The following is a 24,360-nucleotide window of genomic DNA, read 5'->3' on the forward strand; positions in this document are numbered from 1 at the left end:
TGTAAATATCACAAGTGCAGGAACCTACACGGTAACAGTAACGAATGCGAATGGTTGTAGTGCTACTGCGACAACGAGTGTAACAGTAGATATGGGAGTGCCAATAGTAGTAATTAACGCAACTGAAGATACTTTGACTTGCTTGAAAACGCAGTCAGTATTAACAGCAGAAATTACACCATCAGGTACATACACTTATTTATGGAGTAATGGAAGTACAGTTTCAAACATCAATGTAAATGATGCGGGGACTTATTCGGTAGAAGTAGCAGCCGCCAATGGTTGTAAAGTAAGTGCATCTGTTTTGATTAGAGAATTTAATACCGTAACAGCTCAAGTAAATGTAAAAGCTGTTGATTGTAAAGGAGGAAATAATGGAAAAATAACTGTGACAGGCTTTGATGGAATAGCACCATATAAGTTCAAATTAAATACTGGTATATTCCAATCAAATAATGTATTTGATGGACTTACCGCAGGAACTTACGCAGTGGCTATCCAAGATGCTGGAGGTTGTACTGCTTCGATTAATATAACAGTAAATGAGCCTTTAACAAGCGTAGCTTTAGCTGTAACACCAACTAACTTGAAATGTAGCGGTGCAACTAATGGCCAAATCCAAGCAACTGCAACAGGTGGAACGCCAGCTTATACTTTTGCAATCAATGGAGCTGCTACTCAGCCGAATAGCTTATTTACAAATTTAGTTGCAGGAACTTACATGATTACAGCAACCGATACAAAAGGATGTTCGACAACGGCAACTACTGCAATAACGCAACCAACCAAACTGGCCATTACAGCCGTAGGCTCAACAATTGATTGCTCGACTCCAAAAGGCATAATTACAGCAACCGTAACAGGTGGAACACCAGCTTATCAATACTCAATTGATGGCACAAACTTCCAACCATCAAATAGCTTTGCTAACTTAAACGGCGGAACTTATACCATTACCGTAAAAGACCTAAATCTTTGTGTGGGAACAGTTACAGCAGCTATTACAGTGGCAGATACCGTGAAACCAACGTTTACATCAGTTACAGCAACAATGGCTACTTGTACAGCGGGAACTGCCAATAATGATGGAAAACTAACGGTTACAGGAGTTGTAAATGGTGTAAACTATCAGTACTCAGCAGGTAATACATTCAATGCTTCAACGGCAGTTCCAGCGGTTGCAGCAGCTATTCCATCGAATGGTGTATTGACCAGTAGCTTACCAAATCCAACGGCCAATTCACAGTTTTATACCATCAGAATTTTCAATAACAATGGATGCTACAAGGATGTAACAGTTGAATTATTGAAACGAGTGTGTGAATGTAAAACAGAGATTTGTGTGCCTTTTATGATTAATAAAACTAAAACAAGGTCTAAATAAATAACTTGACAAAAAAAATAGTCCCCAATGATATTTCAAAGGGGACTATTTTTTTGATATACAAATCAACCTCCAGTAGCAAATCCTTCAAAAACGGTCATCCCTCCATCAATAAACATACTACTTCCTGTTATATAATCAGAATCGTCAGAGGCTAAGAAAACGGCTAATTTGCCAATGTCGCTCGGTTGACCAATCCGGTTGTAAGGAATAAGCGACATTAGGCTATTTAAAGCTTCGGGAGTTTCCCAAGCCGCTCGGTTTATTGGGGTTTGAATAGCACCCGGACAAATACTATTCACTCTGATTTTGCGGTCGCCGTATTCTTGAGCGAGGCTTTGCATCAACATTTTTATTGCTCCCTTTGAGGCCGCATAATTGACATGACCAGCCCAAGGAATTAACTCATGAACCGAACTCATACAAATGATTTTTCCAGTAGCGAGCGAACGCTCAGGCACAGGCCCTCGACGCAAAAATTCTCTTATTGCTTCTCTGGCACACAAAAACTGACCTGTCAGGTTAATATCAATTACTTTTTGCCATTGAGCTAAGGTCATTTCATCGAACTTTGCATCTTGCTGTAAGCCTGCATTATTGACAAGAATATCCACAGTTCCGAATGTTTCAATAGCTTGCTGAAACATTGCTTGAACTTGCTCTTCTTTGCTAACATCAGCCTGAATCGCAATGGCATTGCTACCAAATGATTTTATTTTTTCTACAACTGCATTGGCTGACGCTTGATTGGAACCGTAGTTCACAACCACATTTGCTCCAGCTTCGCCCAAAGCTACTGCTACGCCTTCACCGATTCCAGAGCTTGCTCCCGTAACCAAAGCGGTTTGTCCTGCTAATTTTTTCTCTGCCATTTTTATTTTTTATTTTAGATTTGACCAATTCGTTACAAATTTTTTCTAAAAAAGTATGCCAGCACCTACTTAGCAAACCTAACCATCAAAATAAAATAGTAGTTTTACCCCAAAACTTTGGCCATAATTCCTTCTTTTAGGGCATAATTCGAAACTCTAATGCGTTGAATTTCAAGTGTTTGAATAACGAAACGAATCAAGCACATGGCTACCACAATCATATCCACACGTAGCTCAATCATACCTGGAATTTGCATTCTTTCGGCGTGATTCTTAAAAATCAATTCGTCATAAGCCCAGTAAAACTCAGGGAGTGAATATTCAAACGCAACTTCATCGCTGGCAGGAAGTTGCCCTTTTTCCTTCATGTATTGCATATCAATCAGCGTATCAAACGACCCCGACGAACCAATCAAGACCTTCGGAGCGTATTGGTGACAAGCATTGGCCAAGGGCAATAGTTTTTCACGAAAAAAATCATCCATCATCTGCACCGAACGCATCGAAATTGGGTCGGATTTCATAAATTTATCCATCAAACGCTGCCCACCAATCTCGAAACTCTGCTTCCAAAATATTTTTTCGTCGTTACAAATAATAAATTCCACGCTACCGCCACCAATATCCATTATCATCGAAGTTTCGGGAATACTCATGGCTTGTTTTACACCCAGACAAATCAATTCAGCCTCTTCATCGCCCGATATAACTTTAATTTTGATGCCTGTTTCATCCAAAACTCTTTCTATAAATTCTTCTTTATTTCCAGCATTCCGAATCGCACTTGTACCAGTAGCAAAAACATTCTCCAGTGCAACCGATTGATTATCAATTACTTCTCGGAAACCTTTCAGTACCCCCAAAGCTCGTTGAATACCTTCTTCCGAAATCACACCTTGGCTAATACCGCCCATCCCAATCTTGGCAGGAATCGAAGATTTATAAAGTGTTTCTGTGCCTTCAACAATCAGCAAATGAAATGTATTTGTGCCTAAATCAATAATGGCTGTTCGCATAACGCTCAGTCCCTAAAGGGAAGTTTTATTTTAAATTTTCACAAATGTAGTGTTAAACCCGTCAGTTTTGAAAAAACCTTACAGGTTTTAGTCTTAAAAACTTGAAAATCAGAAAATTAATCTCTACTTTTGCACTCCCAAACAAAAGGAGGTGTATTTATATGTTAGTAATCAACGTAAAGGAAAACGAATCTATTGATAAAGCTTTGAAACGTTTCAAGAAGAAATTTGAGAAAACGGGTGTATTGCGTCAACTACGCAAGCGTCAGGCGTTTGAAAAACCTTCAGTAGCTCGTCGTAACGAAATTATTCACGCTACTTATGTGGGTAAATTGAGAAGCAACGAAGAAATGTAATATTATTGAGCAATTCAATTTGTTTCAAACAAGTATTGCAATCTAATATATTTAAACCATATTAGCAGGTAAATTTTATTGATGCTCAATTCTAAAAATTGATAATTAATAATTGACAACTGATAATATGGTTTCTTATTTTCTACAACATATCAAATACGAAAAACGTCTCAGCCATCATACAGTTACGGCTTATGAAGGAGATTTGAAACAATTTTCGGCATTCCTATTATACCAATACGAATTTAAAGAACCAGAGAAAGCGGATTTTCAGATGATTCGCTCTTGGATTGTGGCTTTGGTTGACGAAAAAATCGAAAACCGTAGCATCAATCGAAAAATTGCTACACTCCGCACTTTCTACAATTTTTTGCTTCGCCACAAGGCAATCACCACCGACCCAATGCTCAAAATCAAAGCATTGAAAACCGATAAAACGCTCCCCAAATATGTCGAAGAAAAACCCATGGAAAATCTACTCGATGATATGGAATTTTCTGATGATTTTTCTGGTTTGCGAGATAAACTCGTGCTTGAACTACTCTACGGAACAGGTATGCGTTTGGCCGAATTGATTGGCTTAAAAATTACTGACCTCAACCTATACAATAATACACTTACGGTATTAGGAAAACGCAATAAACAGCGAATCATTCCTGTCAATAAATCGTTGGTTGAAGCCATCAAAAAATACCTTACGCTTCGCACCGATATTATTGACGACACAACTAATACTTACTTGATTGTGACCGATAGTGGAACGCAAGCTTACCCGATGTTTATTCAGCGTTTGGTGAAAAAATATTTGTCGTTGGTCACCTCGCTCGAACAACGTAGCCCGCACGTGCTGCGGCATACCTTTGCTACGCATTTGCTTAATCGTGGAGCAGATTTGAATGCCATAAAAGATTTATTGGGACATACGAGTCTTGCCGCCACGCAAGTTTATACCCATAATTCAATAGAAAAACTCAAAAAAGTCTTCAAGCAAGCTCACCCGAAGGCGTAAGTTAAGAATGAATTTTCTATTAAACATTTTTACCGTGAAGGTTTTAAAAACTGTAAGATTTTTTTAATTCCAAAACTGAATTTATTCAGTTTTAAAGAAAAATTATCCTTTGTTCCCTTAGTCTCCGAATTTATTCGGTGATTGTCAAAAAAGTTCAAGATTGAAACAGCCATGAACAATACCATTCTGATAATTGATGATGAAGAAAAATTGAGAAATCTTTTGGCCAAAATCCTGACGATGGAAGGCTTTGAGGTTTTTCAATCGGGCGACTGTAAAAGTGGGCTAAAGCGATTAGAACAGAATAACATTGACGTGGTTATTTGTGATGTAAAACTACCCGATGGCCGAGGTGTGGACTTGACCAAAACAATTAAAGATAAGTACCCAACCGTTGAGGTTATTCTGCTTACGGCTTACGGAAATATCCCCGATGGTGTGCAAGCCATCAAAAACGGAGCATTTGATTATATCACAAAAGGCGATGATAATAATAAAATCATTCCTTTGCTTCATAAAGCTATCGAGAAAGTGAGTTTATCAAAAAGAGTGCAGCAGTTGGAAAAACAATTGGGCGAAAAACACTCCTTTGATAAAATTATCGGTAAGTCGAAAATCATGCTCCAAACCATTGATTTAGCAAAAAAAGTAGCCGAAACCGACACAACCGTGCTGCTCACAGGTGAAACTGGCACGGGAAAGGAAGTTTTTGCCCAAGCTATTCACCAAGCCAGCAGACGCTCTAACCAGAGTTTTGTGGCTATTAACTGCTCGGCATTTAGTAAGGATTTGCTCGAAAGTGAAATGTTTGGCCACAAAGCTGGGGCGTTCACGGGTGCAGTAAAAGACCAAAAAGGCTTGTTTGAAGAAGCCCATAACGGCACTATTTTTTTGGATGAAATCGGCGAAATGGCTTTAGATTTACAAGCCAAACTACTCAGAATCATAGAGTCGGGTGAATTATTAAAGGTCGGAGAAAGTAAACCAATCAAAGTAAATGTCAGAATTATTGCGGCTACTAATCGAGATTTATTGAAAGAAATTGAAGCGGGGCATTTCCGAGAAGATTTATATTATAGAATTTCGGTTTTTCAGATAAAACTTCCCGCACTGCGAGAAAGAATTGTTGATATTGAGCTACTAACCAATCATTTTGTTACGGTTTTTTCACACAAAATGAATAAAAAAGTACGAAAAATTGAAGAATCTTTCATCGAAACTCTCAAACTTCATAACTGGAACGGCAATATCAGAGAACTAAAAAATGTAATCGAACGAAGCATTATTTTGATGAATGATGATGAGTTAAAAACTGAAAACCTACCACTGGAAATTCAGCATGCTTCGCAATCTGCCAGTGCTACTTCGGGCAAAATCCTGACAAACTTTGAGCTGGCTAATGCCGAAAAAAGCCATATTCAAAAAGTACTTAATTACACAAACGGCAACAAAACCAAAACCGCCGAATTGCTCAATATTGCTCTCACTACTTTATATCGCAAAATCGAAGAATACAAACTTTAGGTATATCACCCTTTCAAAACGATAGTACAGACCCTTTCATTTTGAAAGGGTTTTTTATTTTACAAAATCCGATAAATTTTATAAAAAACTGATAATAAGATACTTATAGGTTGTTTTCTCCTGCTGGCACATCTCTTGAAACTGTATTTAGAAACAAATAAATAAAATCATGTTTCTAACAATCACACTTACAGTTTTAGGGCTATTGGGTTTCGCCCTTTTCTACAAATCCATTAAATTCTTCGAAGACATCTAAGCCATGATAGCATTATTCATCGTCTCAATCGCCGTGTTTTTATACATGTGCTATGTATTACTAAAACCCGAAAAATTCTAAAACCATGAGATGGCAAAAAATCAAGGCTGTGTTAGTCATAATCATTATTTGGTTGATTGCCCTATCAATGTTTTATGCGGTTTTACTAAAATTTAAAATTTTATATAAATTCTAACACAAAATGAACTCAGAAATTCTTGGCGTAGTGCTAATGTTTGTGCTAACATTGGCCATCGCTTTACCTTTAGGAAGATACATCGGCAAGGTTTTCAACTACGAAAAAACTTGGTTAGATACAATCTTCAATCCGATTGATAAATTATTCTTCAAGCTAAGTGGCATCAATGAATCGCAAGAAATGAACTGGAAACAGCATTTAGCTGCTTTACTTAGCATCAATGCCGCATGGTTTTTATTATCAATGATAGTGTTGACCAATATGGCTTGGCTACCACTAAATCCAGACAACAACCCATCAATGAGTGGCGATTTAGCCTTTAATACCGCCATTAGTTTTATCTGTAACACCAACTTACAGCACTACTCAGGCGAAAGCGGAATGTCATATTTAGGTCAACTCGTATTGATGTTGTGGCAGTTTCTGAGTGCTGGTACGGGTATTGCCATTGCTGCGGTTGTATTCGTAGCAATGAAAGAACGCACAACCGATAAATTGGGTAATTTCTACTCATATTTTGTGCGTAGTTGCACTCGTATTTTATTTCCGATTGCGGTTGTGGTTGCCACAGTGATGGTATTCAATGGTATGCCAATGACTTTTGAAGGAAAAGATACCATGACCACCCTGCAAGGCGATACCGTACAGGTGAGCCGTGGGCCAGTGGCAGCTTTTACGACTATCAAGCACTTGGGTACAAATGGTGGTGGTTTTTTAGGAGTAAATTCGGCACATCCGTTCGAGAATCCGAGTTATTTTACCAACATCGTCGAAATGATTACTCAGATGCTCATTCCATTTGCATTGATATTTGCGTTGGGCTATGTAATTAATCGGAAGAAACTTTCTTGGATGATTTTTGGAGTAATGACCATCGGATTTACGCTCTTAGTTGTGCCAACGATTATCTCGGAAATGAATGGAAATCCTGCCATTACTCGAATGGGAGTCAGCCAAAATCTCGGAAGCATGGAAGGTAAAGAAATCAGATTTGGCTCACCAGCTTCCGCTTATTGGAGCATCGCAACAACAGTAATTTCTACGGGAAGCGTCAATGCTATGCACGATAGTTTCACGCCTTTGAGTGGCATGAATCAACTATTGGCCATGATGATAAATGCTTTTTATGGCGGTTGTGGCGTTGGAATGCTCAATTTTTATGTATTCATCATTTTGGCGGTGTTTATCAGTGGCTTGATGGTAGGTAGAACTCCCGAGTTTTTGGGCAAGAAAATCGAAGCCAAAGAAATGAAAATAGCAATGGTAATTGCTCTGCTTCATCCGTTTTTGATTTTGGTTGGGACTGCCATCGCCAGTTATTTATACACTCATAATCCTGCTGAATATGCAGGTTGGTTGAGTAATCCAAACAATCACGGTTTTAGTCAAATGTTGTATGAATTTACTTCTTCAAGTGCCAATAATGGTAGTGGTTTTGAAGGTTTGGGCGATAATACACCTTTCTGGAATATTGCCTGTGGAATAGTGATGCTTTTGGGGCGTTTTCTGCCAATCATCGGGCCAGTGGCCATTGCTGGTATTTTAGCCAGCAAAAAATATACTCCCGAAAGCAACGGTACACTCAAAACCGATACAATGACTTTTGGTCTGATGGTCTTTGCGGTCATTGCCATTGTGGCGGCTTTATCATTCTTTCCAGCTTTGGCGTTGGGGCCAATCGCTGAATATTTCCTACTCTAAAATTTAATAAACTTGTTGAATGGGAATAATTGAAAATTTCTCAAATCGCTTACTACAAGTGTTTTATGTAATTAAGCATTCAACATTTAACATTAATCATTACCTAAAATGTCAGCTAATAATCAATCAATATTTCAAAAAGACTTGATGCAAGAAGCCATCAAACAGTCTTTTGTAAAACTAAATCCAAAAATCATGTTTCGTAATCCTGTGATGTTCACAGTCGAAATCGGAACGGCAGTAATGTTTTTTGTGTGTGCTTGGATTCTCGCAGGCGAGCAGTCGCAAGGTAGTTTTGCTTATAATTTCATGGTGTTCATTGTTTTGTTTCTTACCTTACTATTTGCCAATTTTGCCGAAGCAATCGCCGAAGCAAGAGGTAAAGCCCAAGCCGATAGTTTAAGAAAAACAAGAGAAGAAACCCCCGCAAGGCTCGAAAATGGACAAGTTATTTCATCGGCAAAATTGAAAAAAGGAGATGTTTTTGTCTGCGAAGCGGGCGAAATAATTGCTTCCGATGGTGAAATTATCGAAGGACTTGCCACGATTGATGAAAGTGCTATTACGGGCGAGTCGGCTCCAGTAATCAGAGAAGCAGGTGGTGATAAAAGTTCAGTAACGGGCGGAACTAAGGTTTTATCAGATAAAATAAAAGTACAGGTAACGACCGAGCAAGGCGAAAGTTTTCTTGATAAAATGATTGCTTTGGTCGAAGGGGCGTCTCGCCAAAAAACACCGAATGAAATTGCCTTGACTATTCTATTGGCAGGATTTACGCTCGTTTTCATCATCGTTACGGTCACACTCAAGCCATTTGCCGATTTTGCCAAAACGCCTATCACGATTGCGGCTTTTATTTCATTATTTGTCTGCTTAATTCCAACCACGATTGGTGGCTTATTATCGGCCATCGGAATTGCAGGAATGGACAGGGCTTTAAGAGCAAACGTAATCACAAAAAGTGGTAAAGCCGTAGAAACAGCGGGCGATATTGATGTGCTTTTGTTGGATAAAACAGGTACAATTACGATTGGAAATAGAAAAGCAACGAAGTTTTATCCATTTGATATTGACGAAAATGAATTCATCAAAGCGGCAGTATTAAGCTCAATGGCCGACGAAACCCCCGAAGGAAAATCTATCATCGAATTGGCGGGTGTGAATCCTGCGAGTTATCAAATACAAAATCCGACTTTTATTAAATTTACTGCCGAAACTCGTTGTTCGGGCGTTGATTTTGATGGAAATCGTATCAGAAAAGGTGCTTCAGATGCTATTAAAGGCATTGCCGAAAGAGCAGGAAATGTTTACCCGAAAGGCGTACAAGAGTGCGTGAAAGTTATTTCAAGTAATGGCGGAACACCTTTGGTAGTAGCCAAAAACGAAAAAGTAATTGGGGTGATTGAACTCCAAGACATCATTAAAACGGGCATTAGCGAACGTTTTGAACGCCTCCGCAAGATGGGAATCAAGACCGTAATGGTAACGGGCGATAATCCACTCACCGCAAAATTCATCGCCGAAAAAGCAGGGGTGGATGATTACATTGCCGAAGCCAAGCCCGAAGATAAAATGAATTATATCAAAAAAGAGCAATCGGAAGGTAGATTGGTGGCCATGATGGGTGACGGTACAAACGATGCCCCAGCTTTAGCCCAAGCCGATGTAGGCGTGGCCATGAATAGCGGAACACAAGCCGCCAAAGAAGCAGGAAACATGGTCGATTTAGACAATGACCCAACCAAATTAATCGAAGTAGTTGAAATTGGTAAACAATTATTGATGACTCGTGGAACGCTGACTACTTTTAGTATTGCAAACGATATTGCCAAGTATTTTGCCATTATTCCAGCCTTGTTTATTGTGGCTATTCCAGCTTTGCAAGGTCTCAATATCATGCACTTGCACAGCCCAGAAAGTGCCATTTTATCGGCAGTGATTTTCAATGCAATTATTATCCCGATGCTTATTCCGTTGGCATTGAAAGGTGTTGAGTATAAGCCAATTGGAGCAAGTGCTTTACTCCGTCGTAATCTTCTGATTTATGGCTTGGGTGGAGTCATTATCCCATTCGTAGGTATCAAAATTATTGACGTTGTAGTAGCAATGTTTATTTAAAATCTTAAATTTTAGAAATCATGAACGTATATATTTTTTCAGCTTTCCGTCTAACAATCGTAAGTTTATTGTTTTTTGTCGGAATCTATTCAGCTATCGTTTTTGGGATTGCTCAGTTTGCTCCCAATCATGGCAAAGGAGAAATTATTTCTCAAAACAACAAAACATATTATGCCAATATTGGCCAATCTTTCACCGATGATAAGTATTTTCAATCTCGTCCGTCGGCGGTGGCTTATAATGCCGCAGGAAGTGCAGGAAGTAATAAAGCACCTTCAAACCCAGATTATTTGAAGGAAGTTCAAGCCCGAATTGATACATTTTTGGTGCATAATCCTGGTGTACAAAAATCAGAAATTCCTTCCGATATTGTCACAGCAAGCGGAAGTGGTTTAGACCCAAATATTTCGGTACAAGCTGCAACGATTCAAATCAAACGAATTGCAAAAATCAGAGGAATTGCCGAGGCTAATCTCAAGCAATTGATTATTTCAAACACCGAATCGCCATTACTTGGATTCTTAGGCCCTGAAAAAATCAATGTTTTAAAGTTAAATTTGGCACTTGATGAGTTAAAGAATTAAGTTTTATCACAAATCCAACTATAAAATCAATGAATTATTCGAAAATTAAATTATTTGTGCTGTTTTGTCTGATGGCATTTAATAATTCCCTTTACGCACAAAAAGATAGTACAAAACCTAATCTGGTAATCAATGCTTACTTAGAAACTTACTATACTTTTGTGGCTAATCAAGCCAGCCACACACGCCCGAGTTTTATTTATTCACACAACCGCAGCAATGAAGTCAATATCAATTTAGGATTTATCAAAGCGGCCTATCAAAACGATGCTCTGAGAGCAAATTTGAGTATTGCCACGGGAACTTACATGAATGCCAATTATGCTGCCGAAGTAGGCGTTTTGAAGAACATCTATGAGGCGAATGTGGGGGTAAAAGTAGCCAAAAACAATAATTTATGGCTGGATATGGGCGTAATGCCCTCGCATATTGGCTTTGAAAGTGCCATCAGTAAAGATTGTGGGAATCTTACCAGAAGTCTGATGGCCGATAATTCACCTTACTTTGAAACTGGGGCAAAACTTTCTTATACTTCCCGAAATGAAAAATGGTTCTTTGCGGGTTTGGTGCTAAATGGCTGGCAGAGAATACAGTTAGTTGATGGAAATAATCAACCTGCTTTTGGACATCAAATAACTTATAGACCCAATGCAAAACTAACGCTCAATAGTAGCTCATATCTCGGAAGCGACAAGCCAGATAGTGTGAAACAAATGAGGTATTTTCATAATTTTTATGCCATCTATCAAGCAACTGATAAAATCGGATTTACTGTCGGGCTTGACTATGGCGTAGAGCAAAAACAAAAGGGTAGTAGCCGATATAATACTTGGTATAGTTCTATTCTGATTTGCCGAGTAACACCTAACTCAAAATCTGCTATTGCAGCAAGAATCGAGCATTATAATGATAAAAATGGCGTAATTATAGCAACAAACACCCAAAATGGTTTCCAGACTTGGGGATATTCGTTAAACTATGATTATAAAATAAATGAAAATTTGTTGTGGCGAGTAGAAGCCCGAACTTTCAGAAGCAAAGACATGATTTTTATGCGTGATAATCGACCACAAAACTCCAATGTGTTTTTAACTACCTCGTTTGCCATAGCTCTATAAATTGTTTTTTAACAAAATTACTGATGGAAGAAACCAAAAAATCTGCCCAAGAATTTCTCAATTTAATCAAGAAATCGAAGCGGGGGAAATTCAAAGTGTATATCGGAATGAGTGCGGGCGTAGGAAAAACCTACCGAATGTTGCAGGAATCACACACGCTTTTGAAGAATGGCATTGATGTGAAAATTGGTTTCATCGAAACGCACAACCGCAAAGAAACACACGATTTACTGGCAGGCTTACCGCTTATTCCACGCAGAAAACTATTTTATAAAGGTAAAGAACTGGAAGAAATGGATGTTTCGGCCGTAATCAATGCCCGTCCAGAAGTCGTGATTGTTGACGAATTGGCACATACCAATATCGAAGGTAGCAAAAACGAGAAACGATGGCAAGATGTGCTTGAAATTTTGGAAGCAGGAATCAGCGTTATTTCGGCGTTGAATATTCAGCACATCGAGAGCCTCAACGAAGAAGTGAAAACCATCACGGGCATCGAAGTAAAAGAGCGAGTTCCCGATAGCATTATTGCCCAAGCTGATGAAGTAGTAAACATTGATCTCACGGCCGACGAACTTATCACTCGCTTAAAAGAAGGGAAAATTTATCAGCCCGATAAAGTAGAAATGGCCCTAAAAAACTTCTTTAAGAGTGAGCATATTTTGCAGCTTCGTGAGTTGGCACTGAAAGAAGTAGCCTCGCAAGTTGAGCGAAAAGTTGAGTCCGAAATTACCAAAGTCAATACTATCAAACACGAGCGTTTTTTGGCTTGTATTAGCAGCAATGCTAATACGGCCAAGACCGTCATTCGTAAAACTGCTCGCTTGGCTAATTATTACAATAGTAAGTGGTTTGTGCTATATGTGCAGACACCCAAAGAGTCGGCCGATAAAATTCCGTTGGATAAACAACGGCATCTCATAAATCATTTTAAATTAGCCACCGAATTGGGAGCAGAAATCATCAAAGTTGAAAACTCTGAAATCGTAAAGGCAATTATGCAGCAAGCCGAAGAACGTAAAATTTCAACGATTTGTATTGGAAAACCGCATTTTAGCTTAATTAAAATCATTTTAGCAACTAATGTTTTCAACGAACTCCTTAAAAAACTCTCCAGTAGCGATATTGACCTTGTAATACTAAGCTAATGAAAATCAAACATAAACTCATTTCGGGTATTGGACTTTTATTTTTAATGATAACCCTACTTACAGTTATCGGGTCGGTGTTTATTCATAAATTATCGACCGAAACTAAGAATATTTTAGTGGCAAATTATAACACCATCGACTACTCCCGAAATATGCTCATCGCACTCAACGGAAACGTTTTTTCTGAAAAAGAACTAAAGTTTTTTGAAGAAAATCTAAGGAAACAGCAAAGTAATGTGACAGAAGTAGGAGAGAAGGAACTCACCGATAAACTAAGCAATGATTTTGAGCAACTAAAGAAAAACAATGTTGATTCTGAAATAATCCGAACAATCCGAAGCGATATTTCTGACATAATATTGCTCAATATGCAAGCCATCCAACGCAAAAGTAGTATCGCTGAGAGAACCTCAGATAGTGCCATTGCTTGGATTGGGCTTATCGGTGCTTTTTGTTTCTTAATCGCCTTTACGCTTTTGGTGAATTTACCTAATAATATCGCTAATCCAATTTCCGAACTGACCAAGAGTATCAAGCAAATTGCTTCCGAAAATTATTCAGAACGAGTGCATTTTGAGGGCCACAATGAGTTTGGCGATTTGGCGAAGTCGTTTAATACGATGGCTCAAAAACTCGAAGAATACAAGGCTGGAAACATCGAAAAACTATTGATGGAAAAGAAGCGTACTGAAACCCTCATCAATAATATGCGAGAGCCAGTAATTGGTTTAGATGAAGCCAATAACGTAATCTTTATGAATAATAATGCCTTGAAAATCACAGGGTTGAAGCCCGAAGATGTGCTAAATAAGCCTGTTCAAGAGATTGCAACTAATAATGATTTGGTTCGGACACTCACCAAAGATTTATTCATCAATGCAGATAATAGCATTATACATAAAATTGAACCTATAAAAATCTATGCCGACAATAAAGAAAGTTATTTTGAAAAGGAACTGATTCCAATAAATATCATTCCGACTGGCGAAGAGCATGAAAAAAGCATAGGGAATGTGATTTTGTTGCAGAATATCACCGAATACAAAGAACTGGACTTCGCCAAAACTAACTTTATCGCTACGGTTTCGCACGAATTCAAAACGCCAATTTCATCAATCAAAATGAGTGTGCAACTCTTAGAAAACAATCAAATTGGTCCATTGAATGCAGAACAAAAAGATTTGATTGACAGCATCAAAGACGATACAAATCGCTTACTGAGAATAACGAGCGAGTTGCTAAATGTTACCCAAGTCGAGAGTGGAAGTATTCAATTAAATCTTTTACCGACCAATACGCAAGAAATGCTGAATTATGCCATTAGTGCGAATAAAAATGCGGCTGAACAAAAGCAAATTGAACTTCGTACCAGTACGCAGACGCCCGCACCAGAAGTTTTTGTTGACAGCGAAAAAACCGCTTGGGTACTAACTAACCTGATTTCAAATGCCATTCGCTATTCTTACGAACACTCGATTATTAATATCAGTATTTCTTCCGATAAAGATAGCGTCAAATTTTCAATCATTGATTCTGGACAGGGCATTGCTCCACAATATTTATCCAAAATCTTTGACCGATACTTCAGAATTCCTGGCACACAAAAAGAAGGAACTGGTTTGGGGCTGAGCATCAGCAAAGAATTTATCGAAGCTCAAGGCGGCAAAATTGAAGTGGAAAGCGAATTTGGAAAAGGAAGCAAATTTTCGGTTATTTTGCCACTCCATGAAGCAGTTACTGAACCGACTTATTTGAGCTAATGCATTGATATTTGAAAGAAAAATCGAGGAATTGTAGTAGCTATTTTATCTGAAAGTACCAAAAGTTAATTTGATTTCACTTAGAATATGTATATTTTTGAGTATTAAACATTACAAAATGAGTGCAGCAGAGAAAATTCAGAAAAAATATATTTCGGTAGAAGAATATTTTGAAATGGAAAAACATAGTGAAATTCGCCATGAATACTACGATGGTGAAGTCTTTGCTATGGCAGGAACTTCTATAAATCACAATAGAATATTACAGAATCTTTCCGGTGTTTTACGCCCGATATTTCGCCCAAGAGGCTGTGAAGTTTTGCTTGAAAGTGTTAAGTTGGAAGCAATCAAGCATTTTTATTATCCGTATCCAGACTTGATGCTCACTTGCGATGCTGAGGATATGGATGCAGAATATATCATCAAAAAGCCAACACTGATTATTGAAGTTTTATCAAAATCATCAGTTTTGAATGATAGAGTTGCTAAGCTAAGACGCTACAAAAATATTCCATCACTTCAATATTACTTGATAGTTTCACAGTACGAATTTTTGGTAGAATCATATAGTCGTGTTGATGACTCTTCTTCTTGGTTGTATGATGTTTATGAAGACCAAAACGCCATCATTAATTTTCCTAAACTGGACTTCAAGCTACCTCTCTTAGATATTTATGAAGGAATAAAGATGCGAGAAGAAGACAAGGAAAAAGATGAAGATTACATGTTAAAGGAATGATTCTTAATCTATATTTATAGTCCCTCCCCATCCGGGAGGGATTTAGGGAGGGGCTTTACCCAACCAACTCCCAACTCAAAGCTGTTCCTGCTTCAATATTTTGGGTGGCTGTTTTACCTAAAATATCTTCATAGTAGCGAGTGTGTAAACCATTTGATGGGCGAATCGAACGTACATTTTTTTCGCTAAAAACATCACCCGCTTTCATTGGCTCTACTACGTAAAGTGAGCGTTTATATTGCAAACTTTTTTGTTCTTTTTCTGACAAAATATAATTCACTTTTCCCATTGCCAAAAATGCTCTTTCCGACTCAATGACCAAGTTTTTGAGTTCCTCTGGTTCGAGCGAAAAAGCAGAGTCAACACCACCATCGGCACGGCGAAGCGTAAAGTGTTTTTCTAAAACCCTCGCCCCAAGAGCCACAGCCGCTACTGCTGCCCCAATTCCCATTGTATGGTCAGAAAGTCCGATTTGGCAATCAAAAAGGTCTTTCATGTGCGGAATTGTGAGGAGATTTGTGCTTTCGGGTGTAGCAGGGTAGGTGCTGGTACACTTTAGTAAAACTAAGTCTTTACAGCCGTATTTACGCAAAACCGCTACTGATTCTTGAATATCGGCAATGCTCGCCACGCCCGTACTCATAATCACAGGTTTGCCAGTTTGGGCCACTTTTTTGAGCAAAATATGGTCAGTATTCTCAAAAGATGCAATTTTATAGCATGGTACTTCGAGCGATTCCAAAAAATCAACGGCTGTAGTATCAAATGGACTGCTGAATGCCAACATTCCGTGAGCTTTGGCTCTATCAAAGATTGGTTTGTGCCATTCCCACGGCGTGTAGGCCATTTGGTAGAGTTTGTGTAAATTTTGGTTTTTCCAAAGTGAATTTTGGTCTTTTATCACAAATTCATCGGAAGTACCATTGAAAGTAATCGTATCGGCGGTATAAGTTTGTAATTTGAGGGCGTGAGCTCCTGCTGCTGCGGCAGCATCGACAATTTCAAATGCACGCTCAAGCGATTGATTATGATTGCCTGACATTTCTGCAATGACAAATGGCTTGTGGTCAGGACTGATGATTGTATCTTGAATTTTAAACATATTTCTTTTCCAAAAGATAGCTTGTTTCGTTGCTGATAACTAACTCGTTAATTATCTCAAAGCCTGCTTTTTTAAATGAATTTAATGATGCTAAGTTAGTTTTTTTGATGTATGCGTGGATATTTTTTGCTTGAAATTCGGTAAAGAAAACTTCACAAGCACTTGTGAGCATCGGTACTGCCAAACCCAAACCTCGAAAGTTCTTATCAATCGAAATTCCGATGATGTTTTCATCTGTTTTCTGTTCGATTCTGATTTGGCCAACTGGAATGTTTTCTTCGTTTTCAAAGACTAAAAGTAAGGCTTTTTTATCTTCAATTTTTCTTGTAAACCAATTTGTATGTCCTTGATAATCAACTTCTTGTGTGTTGAATGAATTACTGCGAGTAGCAGGGTCATTTGTCCATTCAAAATATAAATCGAGGTCTGATAATTTAGCTTTTCGGTGATAAATCTGCATATTTGGAATGAATCAAAACGTCGATAAATTTCCCTTCAAAATAACAATGTTCTTTTAATCGAGCTTCTTCTGTAAAGCCATTTTTGAGCAACATTGGGTATAAATGTGGGCGTAAATCAAAGGCATATGTGAATATTTTATGAAAATTGATTTCTGAAAAAGCCACTTGTTTAATGAGTTGTAAATAACTGCTCCAATAATACTCAAAAAAGTCTTTTTCAAGTGCCGTATCCATGATAAATGAAATCTCGGCATTTTTATCAATCCAGTTGATATGAACCAAGCCTCCGTAGCCAATACATTTACCGTTTTTTAAGAACGAAAAAAGCAACTGACTTGGTTTCTCTTGTTCAAAAAGTTTCGAGACTACGTTATCGAAGTAATTTTTTTGGTCGGCTTCGGTGAGTGGTTTTGCTTGGCGAAGGTGATAAATCTGCTCGTTTCGCCACTTCATTATCGAAAACTGGTCTTCATCTCGAAGGGGTATCAACGTAAATTCGTTATGCTCGAAACGTTGATTTTTTAAACATTTGTAGGCTCTCATATCTTCGATTTTATTCGATATTTAAACTCAGCCACTTGCCAATCTTCTTCGTTGTCAATATCGTGGGCATCCATTTCTGAAATAACAATTCCACTGGTGTTTTCGGTCAAAATACTTCGATTTTTTAATAATTTTTCAGTTTTAAAGAAATAAAACTGCCCAGCATCATGGTAAAGTGGCGTAAGGTCTTGTGAGCGTACTTGGGCGTTTTCAGGGTTTTGCCAACGGAGTTTGTTTTCTTGAAAAATTACTCCTCGTTGCGGAGGGAATGAGAATTTCTGAACTGGATACACCGAATCGAGCTTTTGAGATTGAAGTAAATCAAATGATTTTTGAAGCGTTTCAGCCGAAACAAAAGGAGCAGTTGGATAAATACAGCAACCTACTTCAAAGGTTTTATTGAGATTTTTGTAAGCTTCTAAAACTTCTACCAAAACATCAACAGTGGTTGCGTAATCATTAGCATTTTCGGTGCTTCGAGCGAACGGGACGTTCGCTCCATAACTTCTTGCAATTTCAGCAATTTCCTCATCATCCGTCGATACCATTACTTCGTCGAATAGTTTGCTTTCTAAAGCTGCTTCTATCGAATAGGCAATGATTGGTTTTCCGAGAAAATCCTTAATGTTTTTTCTCGGAATTCGCTTACTTCCGCCCCTTGCGGGTATGATACAAAGCCCCCCTGCCCCCGATGGGGGAGTTGAATCACTGTTAGCTTTAATATTGACTTGCGGAATTTCCATTTTTAAAGAAATTAATTCCCCATCGGGGGTTAGGGGGCTACTTTCTCCAGTAAACACATACAATCGGCATTACCCGATTCGGCTTGGTTGACGTACGGGTAAATTTCTTTTTTTACTAAACGAAGATTCGAGAAACGGTCGAGGAAAAGCTGAGCGTAGTCTGCTTTCCAGAGGTAATCGGTATTGCCTCGGTAATTGATGCTGGTTGTTTCGGGAGCGTAATATTCCCAACATGAAATATAGCGTTTCGAACAACGTACCATTTCGTCCATAATTTTGGGTAAATTATCGGGCGAAATATGAATCAAAACTCCATTGGTGCAAACCAAATCGAAATAATTATCTTTAAATGGAATATCAAAGCCTGAGCCTTGAATAATATTGATGTTTTCGGTAAATTCTTTGGCTTTTTGGGCGGCATAATGCTGTAATTCAATGCCGTAAATATTCTTAAATCCCGAACGTTGGAAACCCACGAGCTGCATACCAGTATTGCAACCAACCTCCAAGATTTTAGCATCTTTATCTAAATCTGTGTAGAATTTTTCATTCAAGTCAACTTTAGTAATTCCCCAATTTTCGAGATAAAATTTATCCCATTCTTCGGGATTTCTCGAATTTCTATCGGTATAATCTTTACCAAATTCACCACTCCAAAATTGTTCTTGTTTCGTTTGCATTCTTTGAGAAGAAATCTATAATAGGTTTATTTTATGCCGAAAGGCTTTCTAATTCTGTTTTTTGGCGTAAATGATGACGGTAGTGCATTTCGTGCAAATAATACCATTCCTTGGCATCGAGCCAGCCCATTGCTACTTGCAGGGCTTTGTAAGAGCCATCGTCGTTGCTAACGGCTTCGATTAAATTTTGAGAATCGGTCAAGATTTTTTTCAAAATACTTTTGTATTCTTCTCTTGTTTTAGCAACTGGCTCAGGTCCACGAATCGCATCGGGTATTTTGAGTTTTACGGGTGGAAACCCACCGTATTTGAATTGTTGTTCACCAAAATGAGTTTTTTCTCCGCCTTCTTGTCCTTTTCGATTTTCAAGACAACGCACACAGTTTGCTAAAAAAAAGAATTGTGACGAAACCGTCAGATGCTCATACATTTGCCCAAGCGACCACGTTTCTTCATCTTTTTTTAAGAAAAATTGTTCGTCAGAATAACTATCAAGACTGATAAAATACTGATTAACAACAGTTTCGAGATTTGGATAAACTTCGGTCGGAGACATTTTAGTGAGCAGTTATCAGTGCCTATTTGTACATTTTTTCGTAATACTTCGTATAATCGCCGCTGGTTACGTTAGCTAACCATTGTTTATTGGCCAAATACCACTCAACTGTTTGTGTGAGTCCTTCTTCAAATTGCAAAGATGGTTCCCAGCCCAGTTCTTTCATGAGTTTGTTGGCATCAATGGCATAGCGTAAGTCATGCCCAGCACGGTCGGTTACGTAAGTAATTAATTTCACCGAAGTTCCTTCTGGGCGACCTAATTTTTCGTCCATGATTTTGCATAAAAGATTCACTAAATCAATGTTTTTCCATTCGTTGAAGCCACCAATGTTATAAGTTTCACCGTTTCCACCGTTATGATAAATTACGTCAATAGCACGAGCGTGGTCTTTTACAAAAAGCCAGTCACGCACGTTTTCGCCTTTACCATAAACTGGAAGTGGACGGTTGTGTATAATATTGTTAATCATCAACGGAATCAATTTTTCGGGGAAGTGATTCGGCCCGTAATTATTTGAACAGTTGGAGATAACAACTGGTAATTTATAAGTATTATGATAAGCTCTCACGAAGTGGTCAGAAGAAGCCTTCGATGCCGAGTACGGCGAACGTGGGTCGTAGCTCGTTGTTTCTAAGAAAAACTCTTCTGGATTGTGTAGCTCACCATAAACCTCATCGGTTGAAACATGGTAGAAACGTTTACCCGAAAAATCACTTTTCCAAGCGTTTTTGGCGGCATTTAGCAAATTCACAGTTCCGATAACGTTGGTCATTACAAACTCCATTGGATTGGTAATTGACCTATCAACATGAGATTCGGCGGCTAAGTGAATAACACCGCTGAAATTATATTTCTCAAACAAACCATTAATATATGCTGCATCAGTAATATCACCATGCTCGAAAGTATAGTTTGGCGATTTTTCGATATCAGTCAGGTTTTCGAGGTTTCCTGCATACGTAAGTTTATCAAGGTTAACTATTTGATAGTCAGGGTATTTTGTAACAAAAAGTCTGACTACATGAGAGCCAATGAAGCCTGCTCCACCTGTTATGAGTATTGTTTGCATTTTTATATATCAATTGAAAGTATTTTTGCTAATCCCAGTCTAATTTCGTCCATTTTAGACTCTTTCAAAGTACCTAATTTTTTAATAAATCTATCTTTTGAAATAGAGCGAACTTGGAAACAATCAGCCGATGAGTCTTTTGCAAGACCATTTGCTTTATTTGGAGTAAGTTTTATCATCCATGGAGCAAATGTATAATTATCTTTCCAGTCAGTTATAGGATCAATCACTTTTAATGGTAATTTTCCTAAAGCATCGTCATTGACAATGATTACTGGTCGAGTCTTTTTAATTTCCGCTCCAATTGTCGGGTCAAGATTTACTTGCCAAATTTCATTTTGATTCATAGAAACCTTCGGAATCAAGATTTGTAAATGCGGTCAATTCATTATCCGTCAAATAATCTTCATAAAGAATCTCCGCAGCTTTCTTCATGGCTTCCTTTTGCTCTTGTTGGCGTATTGAATGTAGCACTTTTTCCACAACAAACATCTTGGTTTGACGTGGAAGTTTGTCTATTTCAAAGAGTATTTGAGTAGTATTCATAATAAATTATATTTACTTCTTCATCAATTTCTTTTCCCAACGCCACGCATCTTTCAAACTTTCAGCGAGTGTTTTTTCTACTTTCCAGCCCATTATTTTCTCTGCTTTTTCCACGCTTCCATAAATTTTTTCTACGTCACCCACACGGCGTGGCCCGATTTCGTAATTGAGTTTAAGTTTATTTACTTTCTCAAAAGTTTTAATAATTTCGAGAACCGTATTACCTGTTCCAGTTCCTACATTAAATATATCGTAGTAGTTATCCACCTGTTTATCAAGCAATTCAAGTGCCGAAACGTGGGCTTTTGCCAAATCTACCACGTGAATAAAATCTCTTATATTTGTACCATCTGGTGTGTTATAGTCGCTACCGAAAACAGTTAGTTTTGGTCTGATCCCTGCGGCAGTTTGTGTAATAAACGGCACTAAATTGCTCGGTACGCCATTGGGGAGTTCGCCAATATGTGCTGATGGATGAGCTCCAATTGGATTGAAATAGCGAAGTGCGATAATTTTAAGCGGATTTCCTGCGGTGATTGTGTCACGCAAGATGTCTTCACACATGGTTTTTGTATTTCCATAAGGAGAGGTAGCTGGTTGGCGAGGTGTTGCTTCGGTTACTGGAATTTGTTCAGGTTGACCATAAACAGTACACGAAGATGAAAAAACTAAATTTTTTATGCCCAACTTTAGCATTACTTTCAAAACATTGAGTGTTGAACCAAGGTTATTTTCGTAATACTTGAGCGGATTTGCTACTGATTCACCAACGGCTTTATAGGCCGCAAAGTGAATGACTCCTTCAATATTTTCTTTTTTGCAAATTTGCTCTAAAACTTTACTATCATTGCAGTCTTTTTCGTAGCACTTGACTGACTTTTTGACAATTTTTTTGATACCCTTCAGTGCAGATTTATCTGAATTGTTGAAGTTGTCGATGATGATTGGCTCATGTCCAGCATTGATTAATTCAACTACTGTGTGTGAACCGATGAAGCCTGCACCGCCTGTAACTAAAATTTTCATAAAAAAGTGTTTGTTTTTTTTACAAAAGTATGAATTTAGCACTTGAATTGGAAGTGCTTACTGCAAATATCTATTATACGGTGACAAATATAGGCTTAAATCATTAATAGTCAGTGTATTATGCTTATATGAGCCTGTTTTGGTACTTCCAGTTTATTAATGTTGAGTAGTAAATAGACTAATTAAAATAGATAACCTAAAAAGACATTAACAAATATAATGAACGAATCTGAAATTAAAGCCTTAGTTACCTTGCTTGATGACGAAGATAGTGAGGTAGTGCAGCACGTTGAGAATCGCTTACGGACTTTAGGGGGTTCTATAATTCCTCTATTAGAAGACCACTGGCAAGGCAATGGTTTAAACCCGATTTTACAGAAAAAAATTGAAGATTTGATTCACGATTTACAGTATAATACTGTAATCAACCGATTGGTGGCATGGAAAAATAAAGGCCATGAAGACTTGCTTGAAGGAATGTGGATTGTGGCAACGTATCAGTATCCAGACTTAAACATTGATAAACTACGCCAATACATCAATGATATGTATTTTGATGCGTGGCTCGAACTTCGAGAAGACATGCATCCGCATGACCAAATCAGAGTGCTGAATCAGATTTTCTTTGATAAGTACAAATATTTGCCCAATACCAAGAATTTTCATTCAGTGGCAAATTCGATGCTCAATCAGGTTTTTGATTTAAAAAAAGGAAATCCAATTTCATTGTGTGTAATATACATGCTTTTGGCAAGACGTTTAGGTTTGCCTGTAAGTGGGGTAAACCTGCCGAGTTTGTTTGTGCTTACCTATAAAACACCGCAAACGCAGTTTTATATCAATATTTTTAATCGAGGGCTTATTTTCTCGAAAGTTGACATTAGTAATTATATCAAACAAATGCAGTTAAAGCCGCAAGATTCGTTTTTTCAGCCTTGCACAAACTTGGATATTGTATCGAGAGTTTTGCGAAATCTGATTGTTTCGTTTGAAAAAGTCTCTGATCTCGAACGTGCTAAAGAAGTCGAAAGTATTTTGAAAGCGATCAGCTAAGAGTCGGGTCTGCACCGCAGGTCTTAGTCAGGTTAGGTGCTATTTGAGGGTCAGACCTGCGGTACAGACTCCAATCCAGCCACTACCAGTATATATCCGTCTATTTTCTCGACATAGATGCAATATTCTTTATCTATTTCATTGATTTTTAATCTTCCTGTAATTTTGTTTTGCTTTTTTAGAAATGGAAAAACAAACAGGTTTTCGTTAAAAATTACTTTTCGTTTGCCATAAAGCTTGTAAAGAGCCTCTTTGGCCGACCAATAAATGCAGAGTTTCTCAATATCTCCTTCGGCTTGTATTCTTTCAGATTCAGACAAAAATTTGTGTGCAATTCTTTGTAATTTCTCTGAAGGTTTTTCCATATCCATGCCGAGTGCTTCGCTGGGGTGCATGACAGCCGCCACATAGTTTGACGTATGTGTTATCGACATTTGCCAGTTACTTCCTGCCAAATATGGTTTTCCGTGTTCATCTTTCTTGATTCCTAAATACTTAATACCGAGTGAATTGGCTAAGTGTTTGATTACGAGTCTACTGCAAAAGAATTCAACTTGTTTTTGCGGATGGCTAATTGATGCCAGTTCGGCATCGGTCAGTATTTCTGAAGGCAGCATCGCCTGCAGTTCATCATGAGATTCGGTGATTTGCCAAACTGCCAATGAGATATTGTTTTCGTATTTTTTTTCTAAAATTACGGACATAAAATTACTCTTTTGGCTCAAAGATACACATTAAATTTACGACAAAGGCACGGCTGTTTTAAACTATTCGTGCCTTTGTTATGAGAT

Annotated in this window: 26 protein-coding genes; 13 read left to right on the forward strand and 13 right to left on the reverse strand. The window is 38.1% G+C overall.

Annotated elements, in window-relative coordinates; translation table 11 throughout:
* The coding region (locus ABR854_RS22925) for a SprB repeat-containing protein (RefSeq protein ID WP_350268189.1) at positions 1–1,384 on the forward strand (1,384 nt) is incomplete at its 5' end.
* 65 nt (positions 1,385–1,449) lie between these two features.
* On the opposite strand, the gene ABR854_RS22930 is transcribed toward ABR854_RS22925, so the two are convergent.
* Positions 1,450–2,256: an SDR family oxidoreductase gene (locus ABR854_RS22930; RefSeq protein ID WP_350268190.1), complete on the reverse strand. Its 807-nt coding sequence runs from the start codon at positions 2,254–2,256 to the stop codon at positions 1,450–1,452.
* A gap of 104 nt (positions 2,257–2,360) precedes the next feature.
* Positions 2,361–3,272 (reverse strand): Ppx/GppA phosphatase family protein, encoded by a 912-nt coding sequence (locus ABR854_RS22935; RefSeq protein WP_350268191.1) that lies wholly within the window; start codon positions 3,270–3,272, stop codon positions 2,361–2,363.
* A gap of 161 nt (positions 3,273–3,433) precedes the next feature.
* Here ABR854_RS22935 and rpsU point away from each other — a divergent pair, with 161 nt between their 5' ends.
* From rpsU to ABR854_RS22990, 11 genes are all read left to right on the forward strand, one after another.
* On the forward strand, positions 3,434–3,628 hold the full coding sequence (gene rpsU / locus ABR854_RS22940) for a 30S ribosomal protein S21 (RefSeq protein WP_188763768.1): 195 nt from the start codon (positions 3,434–3,436) through the stop codon (positions 3,626–3,628).
* Positions 3,629–3,755: 127 nt separating this feature from the next.
* The gene (locus ABR854_RS22945) at positions 3,756–4,637 is read left to right on the forward strand and encodes a tyrosine-type recombinase/integrase (RefSeq protein ID WP_350268192.1); all 882 of its coding nucleotides are present in this window, start codon (positions 3,756–3,758) and stop codon (positions 4,635–4,637) included.
* 171 nt (positions 4,638–4,808) lie between these two features.
* Positions 4,809–6,161: a sigma-54-dependent transcriptional regulator gene (locus ABR854_RS22950; protein ID WP_350268193.1), complete on the forward strand. Its 1,353-nt coding sequence runs from the start codon at positions 4,809–4,811 to the stop codon at positions 6,159–6,161.
* Between the two features lie 259 nt (positions 6,162–6,420).
* Entirely contained in the window at positions 6,421–6,498 is a 78-nt protein-coding gene (locus tag ABR854_RS22955; protein ID WP_188764762.1) for a potassium-transporting ATPase subunit F, read from the forward strand.
* Positions 6,499–6,619: 121 nt separating this feature from the next.
* Positions 6,620–8,317: a potassium-transporting ATPase subunit KdpA gene (kdpA, locus tag ABR854_RS22960; RefSeq protein WP_350268194.1), complete on the forward strand. Its 1,698-nt coding sequence runs from the start codon at positions 6,620–6,622 to the stop codon at positions 8,315–8,317.
* A 108-nt stretch (positions 8,318–8,425) separates the two neighbouring features.
* Complete coding sequence (gene kdpB, locus ABR854_RS22965) at positions 8,426–10,435, forward strand: potassium-transporting ATPase subunit KdpB (protein WP_350268195.1); 2,010 nt, start codon at positions 8,426–8,428, stop codon at positions 10,433–10,435.
* A 20-nt stretch (positions 10,436–10,455) separates the two neighbouring features.
* Positions 10,456–11,019 (forward strand): K(+)-transporting ATPase subunit C, encoded by a 564-nt coding sequence (locus tag ABR854_RS22970; RefSeq protein ID WP_350268196.1) that lies wholly within the window; start codon positions 10,456–10,458, stop codon positions 11,017–11,019.
* A 29-nt stretch (positions 11,020–11,048) separates the two neighbouring features.
* Positions 11,049–12,137: a porin gene (locus ABR854_RS22975; protein WP_350268197.1), complete on the forward strand. Its 1,089-nt coding sequence runs from the start codon at positions 11,049–11,051 to the stop codon at positions 12,135–12,137.
* Positions 12,138–12,160: 23 nt separating this feature from the next.
* On the forward strand, positions 12,161–13,285 hold the full coding sequence (locus ABR854_RS22980; RefSeq protein ID WP_350268198.1) for a sensor protein KdpD: 1,125 nt from the start codon (positions 12,161–12,163) through the stop codon (positions 13,283–13,285).
* Entirely contained in the window at positions 13,285–15,048 is a 1,764-nt protein-coding gene (locus ABR854_RS22985; RefSeq protein WP_350268199.1) for an ATP-binding protein, read from the forward strand. The genes ABR854_RS22980 and ABR854_RS22985 overlap by 1 nt, the downstream gene beginning before the upstream one ends.
* A gap of 118 nt (positions 15,049–15,166) precedes the next feature.
* Positions 15,167–15,787 (forward strand): Uma2 family endonuclease, encoded by a 621-nt coding sequence (locus tag ABR854_RS22990; protein WP_350268200.1) that lies wholly within the window; start codon positions 15,167–15,169, stop codon positions 15,785–15,787.
* Positions 15,788–15,842: 55 nt separating this feature from the next.
* On the opposite strand, the gene pseI is transcribed toward ABR854_RS22990, so the two are convergent.
* The 10 genes from pseI to galE are packed head-to-tail and all read right to left on the reverse strand — an operon-like array spanning position 15,843 to position 22,516.
* On the reverse strand, positions 15,843–16,889 hold the full coding sequence (gene pseI / locus ABR854_RS22995; protein ID WP_350268201.1) for a pseudaminic acid synthase: 1,047 nt from the start codon (positions 16,887–16,889) through the stop codon (positions 15,843–15,845).
* Entirely contained in the window at positions 16,882–17,349 is a 468-nt protein-coding gene (locus ABR854_RS23000) for a GNAT family N-acetyltransferase (RefSeq protein WP_350268202.1), read from the reverse strand. The genes pseI and ABR854_RS23000 overlap by 8 nt, the downstream gene beginning before the upstream one ends.
* Positions 17,324–17,893, reverse strand: coding sequence for a GNAT family N-acetyltransferase (locus ABR854_RS23005; protein WP_350268203.1), 570 nt, complete (start codon positions 17,891–17,893; stop codon positions 17,324–17,326). Before ABR854_RS23005 ends, ABR854_RS23000 begins: the two co-directional genes overlap by 26 nt.
* Positions 17,890–18,636 (reverse strand): pseudaminic acid cytidylyltransferase, encoded by a 747-nt coding sequence (gene pseF / locus ABR854_RS23010; RefSeq protein ID WP_350268204.1) that lies wholly within the window; start codon positions 18,634–18,636, stop codon positions 17,890–17,892. The genes ABR854_RS23005 and pseF overlap by 4 nt, the downstream gene beginning before the upstream one ends.
* A 29-nt stretch (positions 18,637–18,665) precedes the next feature.
* The gene (locus ABR854_RS23015) at positions 18,666–19,316 is read right to left on the reverse strand and encodes a pseudaminic acid biosynthesis-associated methylase (RefSeq protein ID WP_350268205.1); all 651 of its coding nucleotides are present in this window, start codon (positions 19,314–19,316) and stop codon (positions 18,666–18,668) included.
* Between the two features lie 31 nt (positions 19,317–19,347).
* Entirely contained in the window at positions 19,348–19,872 is a 525-nt protein-coding gene (locus tag ABR854_RS23020) for a DinB family protein (RefSeq protein ID WP_350268206.1), read from the reverse strand.
* A gap of 22 nt (positions 19,873–19,894) precedes the next feature.
* Complete coding sequence (gene rfbB / locus ABR854_RS23025) at positions 19,895–20,944, reverse strand: dTDP-glucose 4,6-dehydratase (RefSeq protein WP_350268207.1); 1,050 nt, start codon at positions 20,942–20,944, stop codon at positions 19,895–19,897.
* Positions 20,945–20,946: 2 nt separating this feature from the next.
* Positions 20,947–21,291: a type II toxin-antitoxin system PemK/MazF family toxin gene (locus ABR854_RS23030; protein WP_350268208.1), complete on the reverse strand. Its 345-nt coding sequence runs from the start codon at positions 21,289–21,291 to the stop codon at positions 20,947–20,949.
* Positions 21,278–21,490 (reverse strand): hypothetical protein, encoded by a 213-nt coding sequence (locus tag ABR854_RS23035; protein ID WP_350268209.1) that lies wholly within the window; start codon positions 21,488–21,490, stop codon positions 21,278–21,280. Before ABR854_RS23035 ends, ABR854_RS23030 begins: the two co-directional genes overlap by 14 nt.
* 12 nt (positions 21,491–21,502) lie before the next feature.
* Positions 21,503–22,516 (reverse strand): UDP-glucose 4-epimerase GalE, encoded by a 1,014-nt coding sequence (galE, locus tag ABR854_RS23040; protein ID WP_350268210.1) that lies wholly within the window; start codon positions 22,514–22,516, stop codon positions 21,503–21,505.
* 219 nt (positions 22,517–22,735) lie between these two features.
* On the opposite strand from galE, the gene ABR854_RS23045 reads away from it, so the two are divergent.
* Complete coding sequence (locus tag ABR854_RS23045) at positions 22,736–23,569, forward strand: transglutaminase-like domain-containing protein (protein ID WP_350268211.1); 834 nt, start codon at positions 22,736–22,738, stop codon at positions 23,567–23,569.
* A gap of 50 nt (positions 23,570–23,619) precedes the next feature.
* Here ABR854_RS23045 and ABR854_RS23050 read toward each other — a convergent pair whose 3' ends face one another.
* Positions 23,620–24,273 carry a 4'-phosphopantetheinyl transferase family protein gene (locus ABR854_RS23050; protein WP_350268212.1) on the reverse strand — a complete coding sequence of 218 codons (654 nt, stop codon included), beginning with the start codon at positions 24,271–24,273 and terminating at the stop codon, positions 23,620–23,622.
* Positions 24,274–24,360: the final 87 nt, after the last annotated feature.

This window comes from Emticicia sp. W12TSBA100-4 (assembly GCF_040253585.1).
GTDB lineage: Bacteria > Bacteroidota > Bacteroidia > Cytophagales > Spirosomataceae > Emticicia.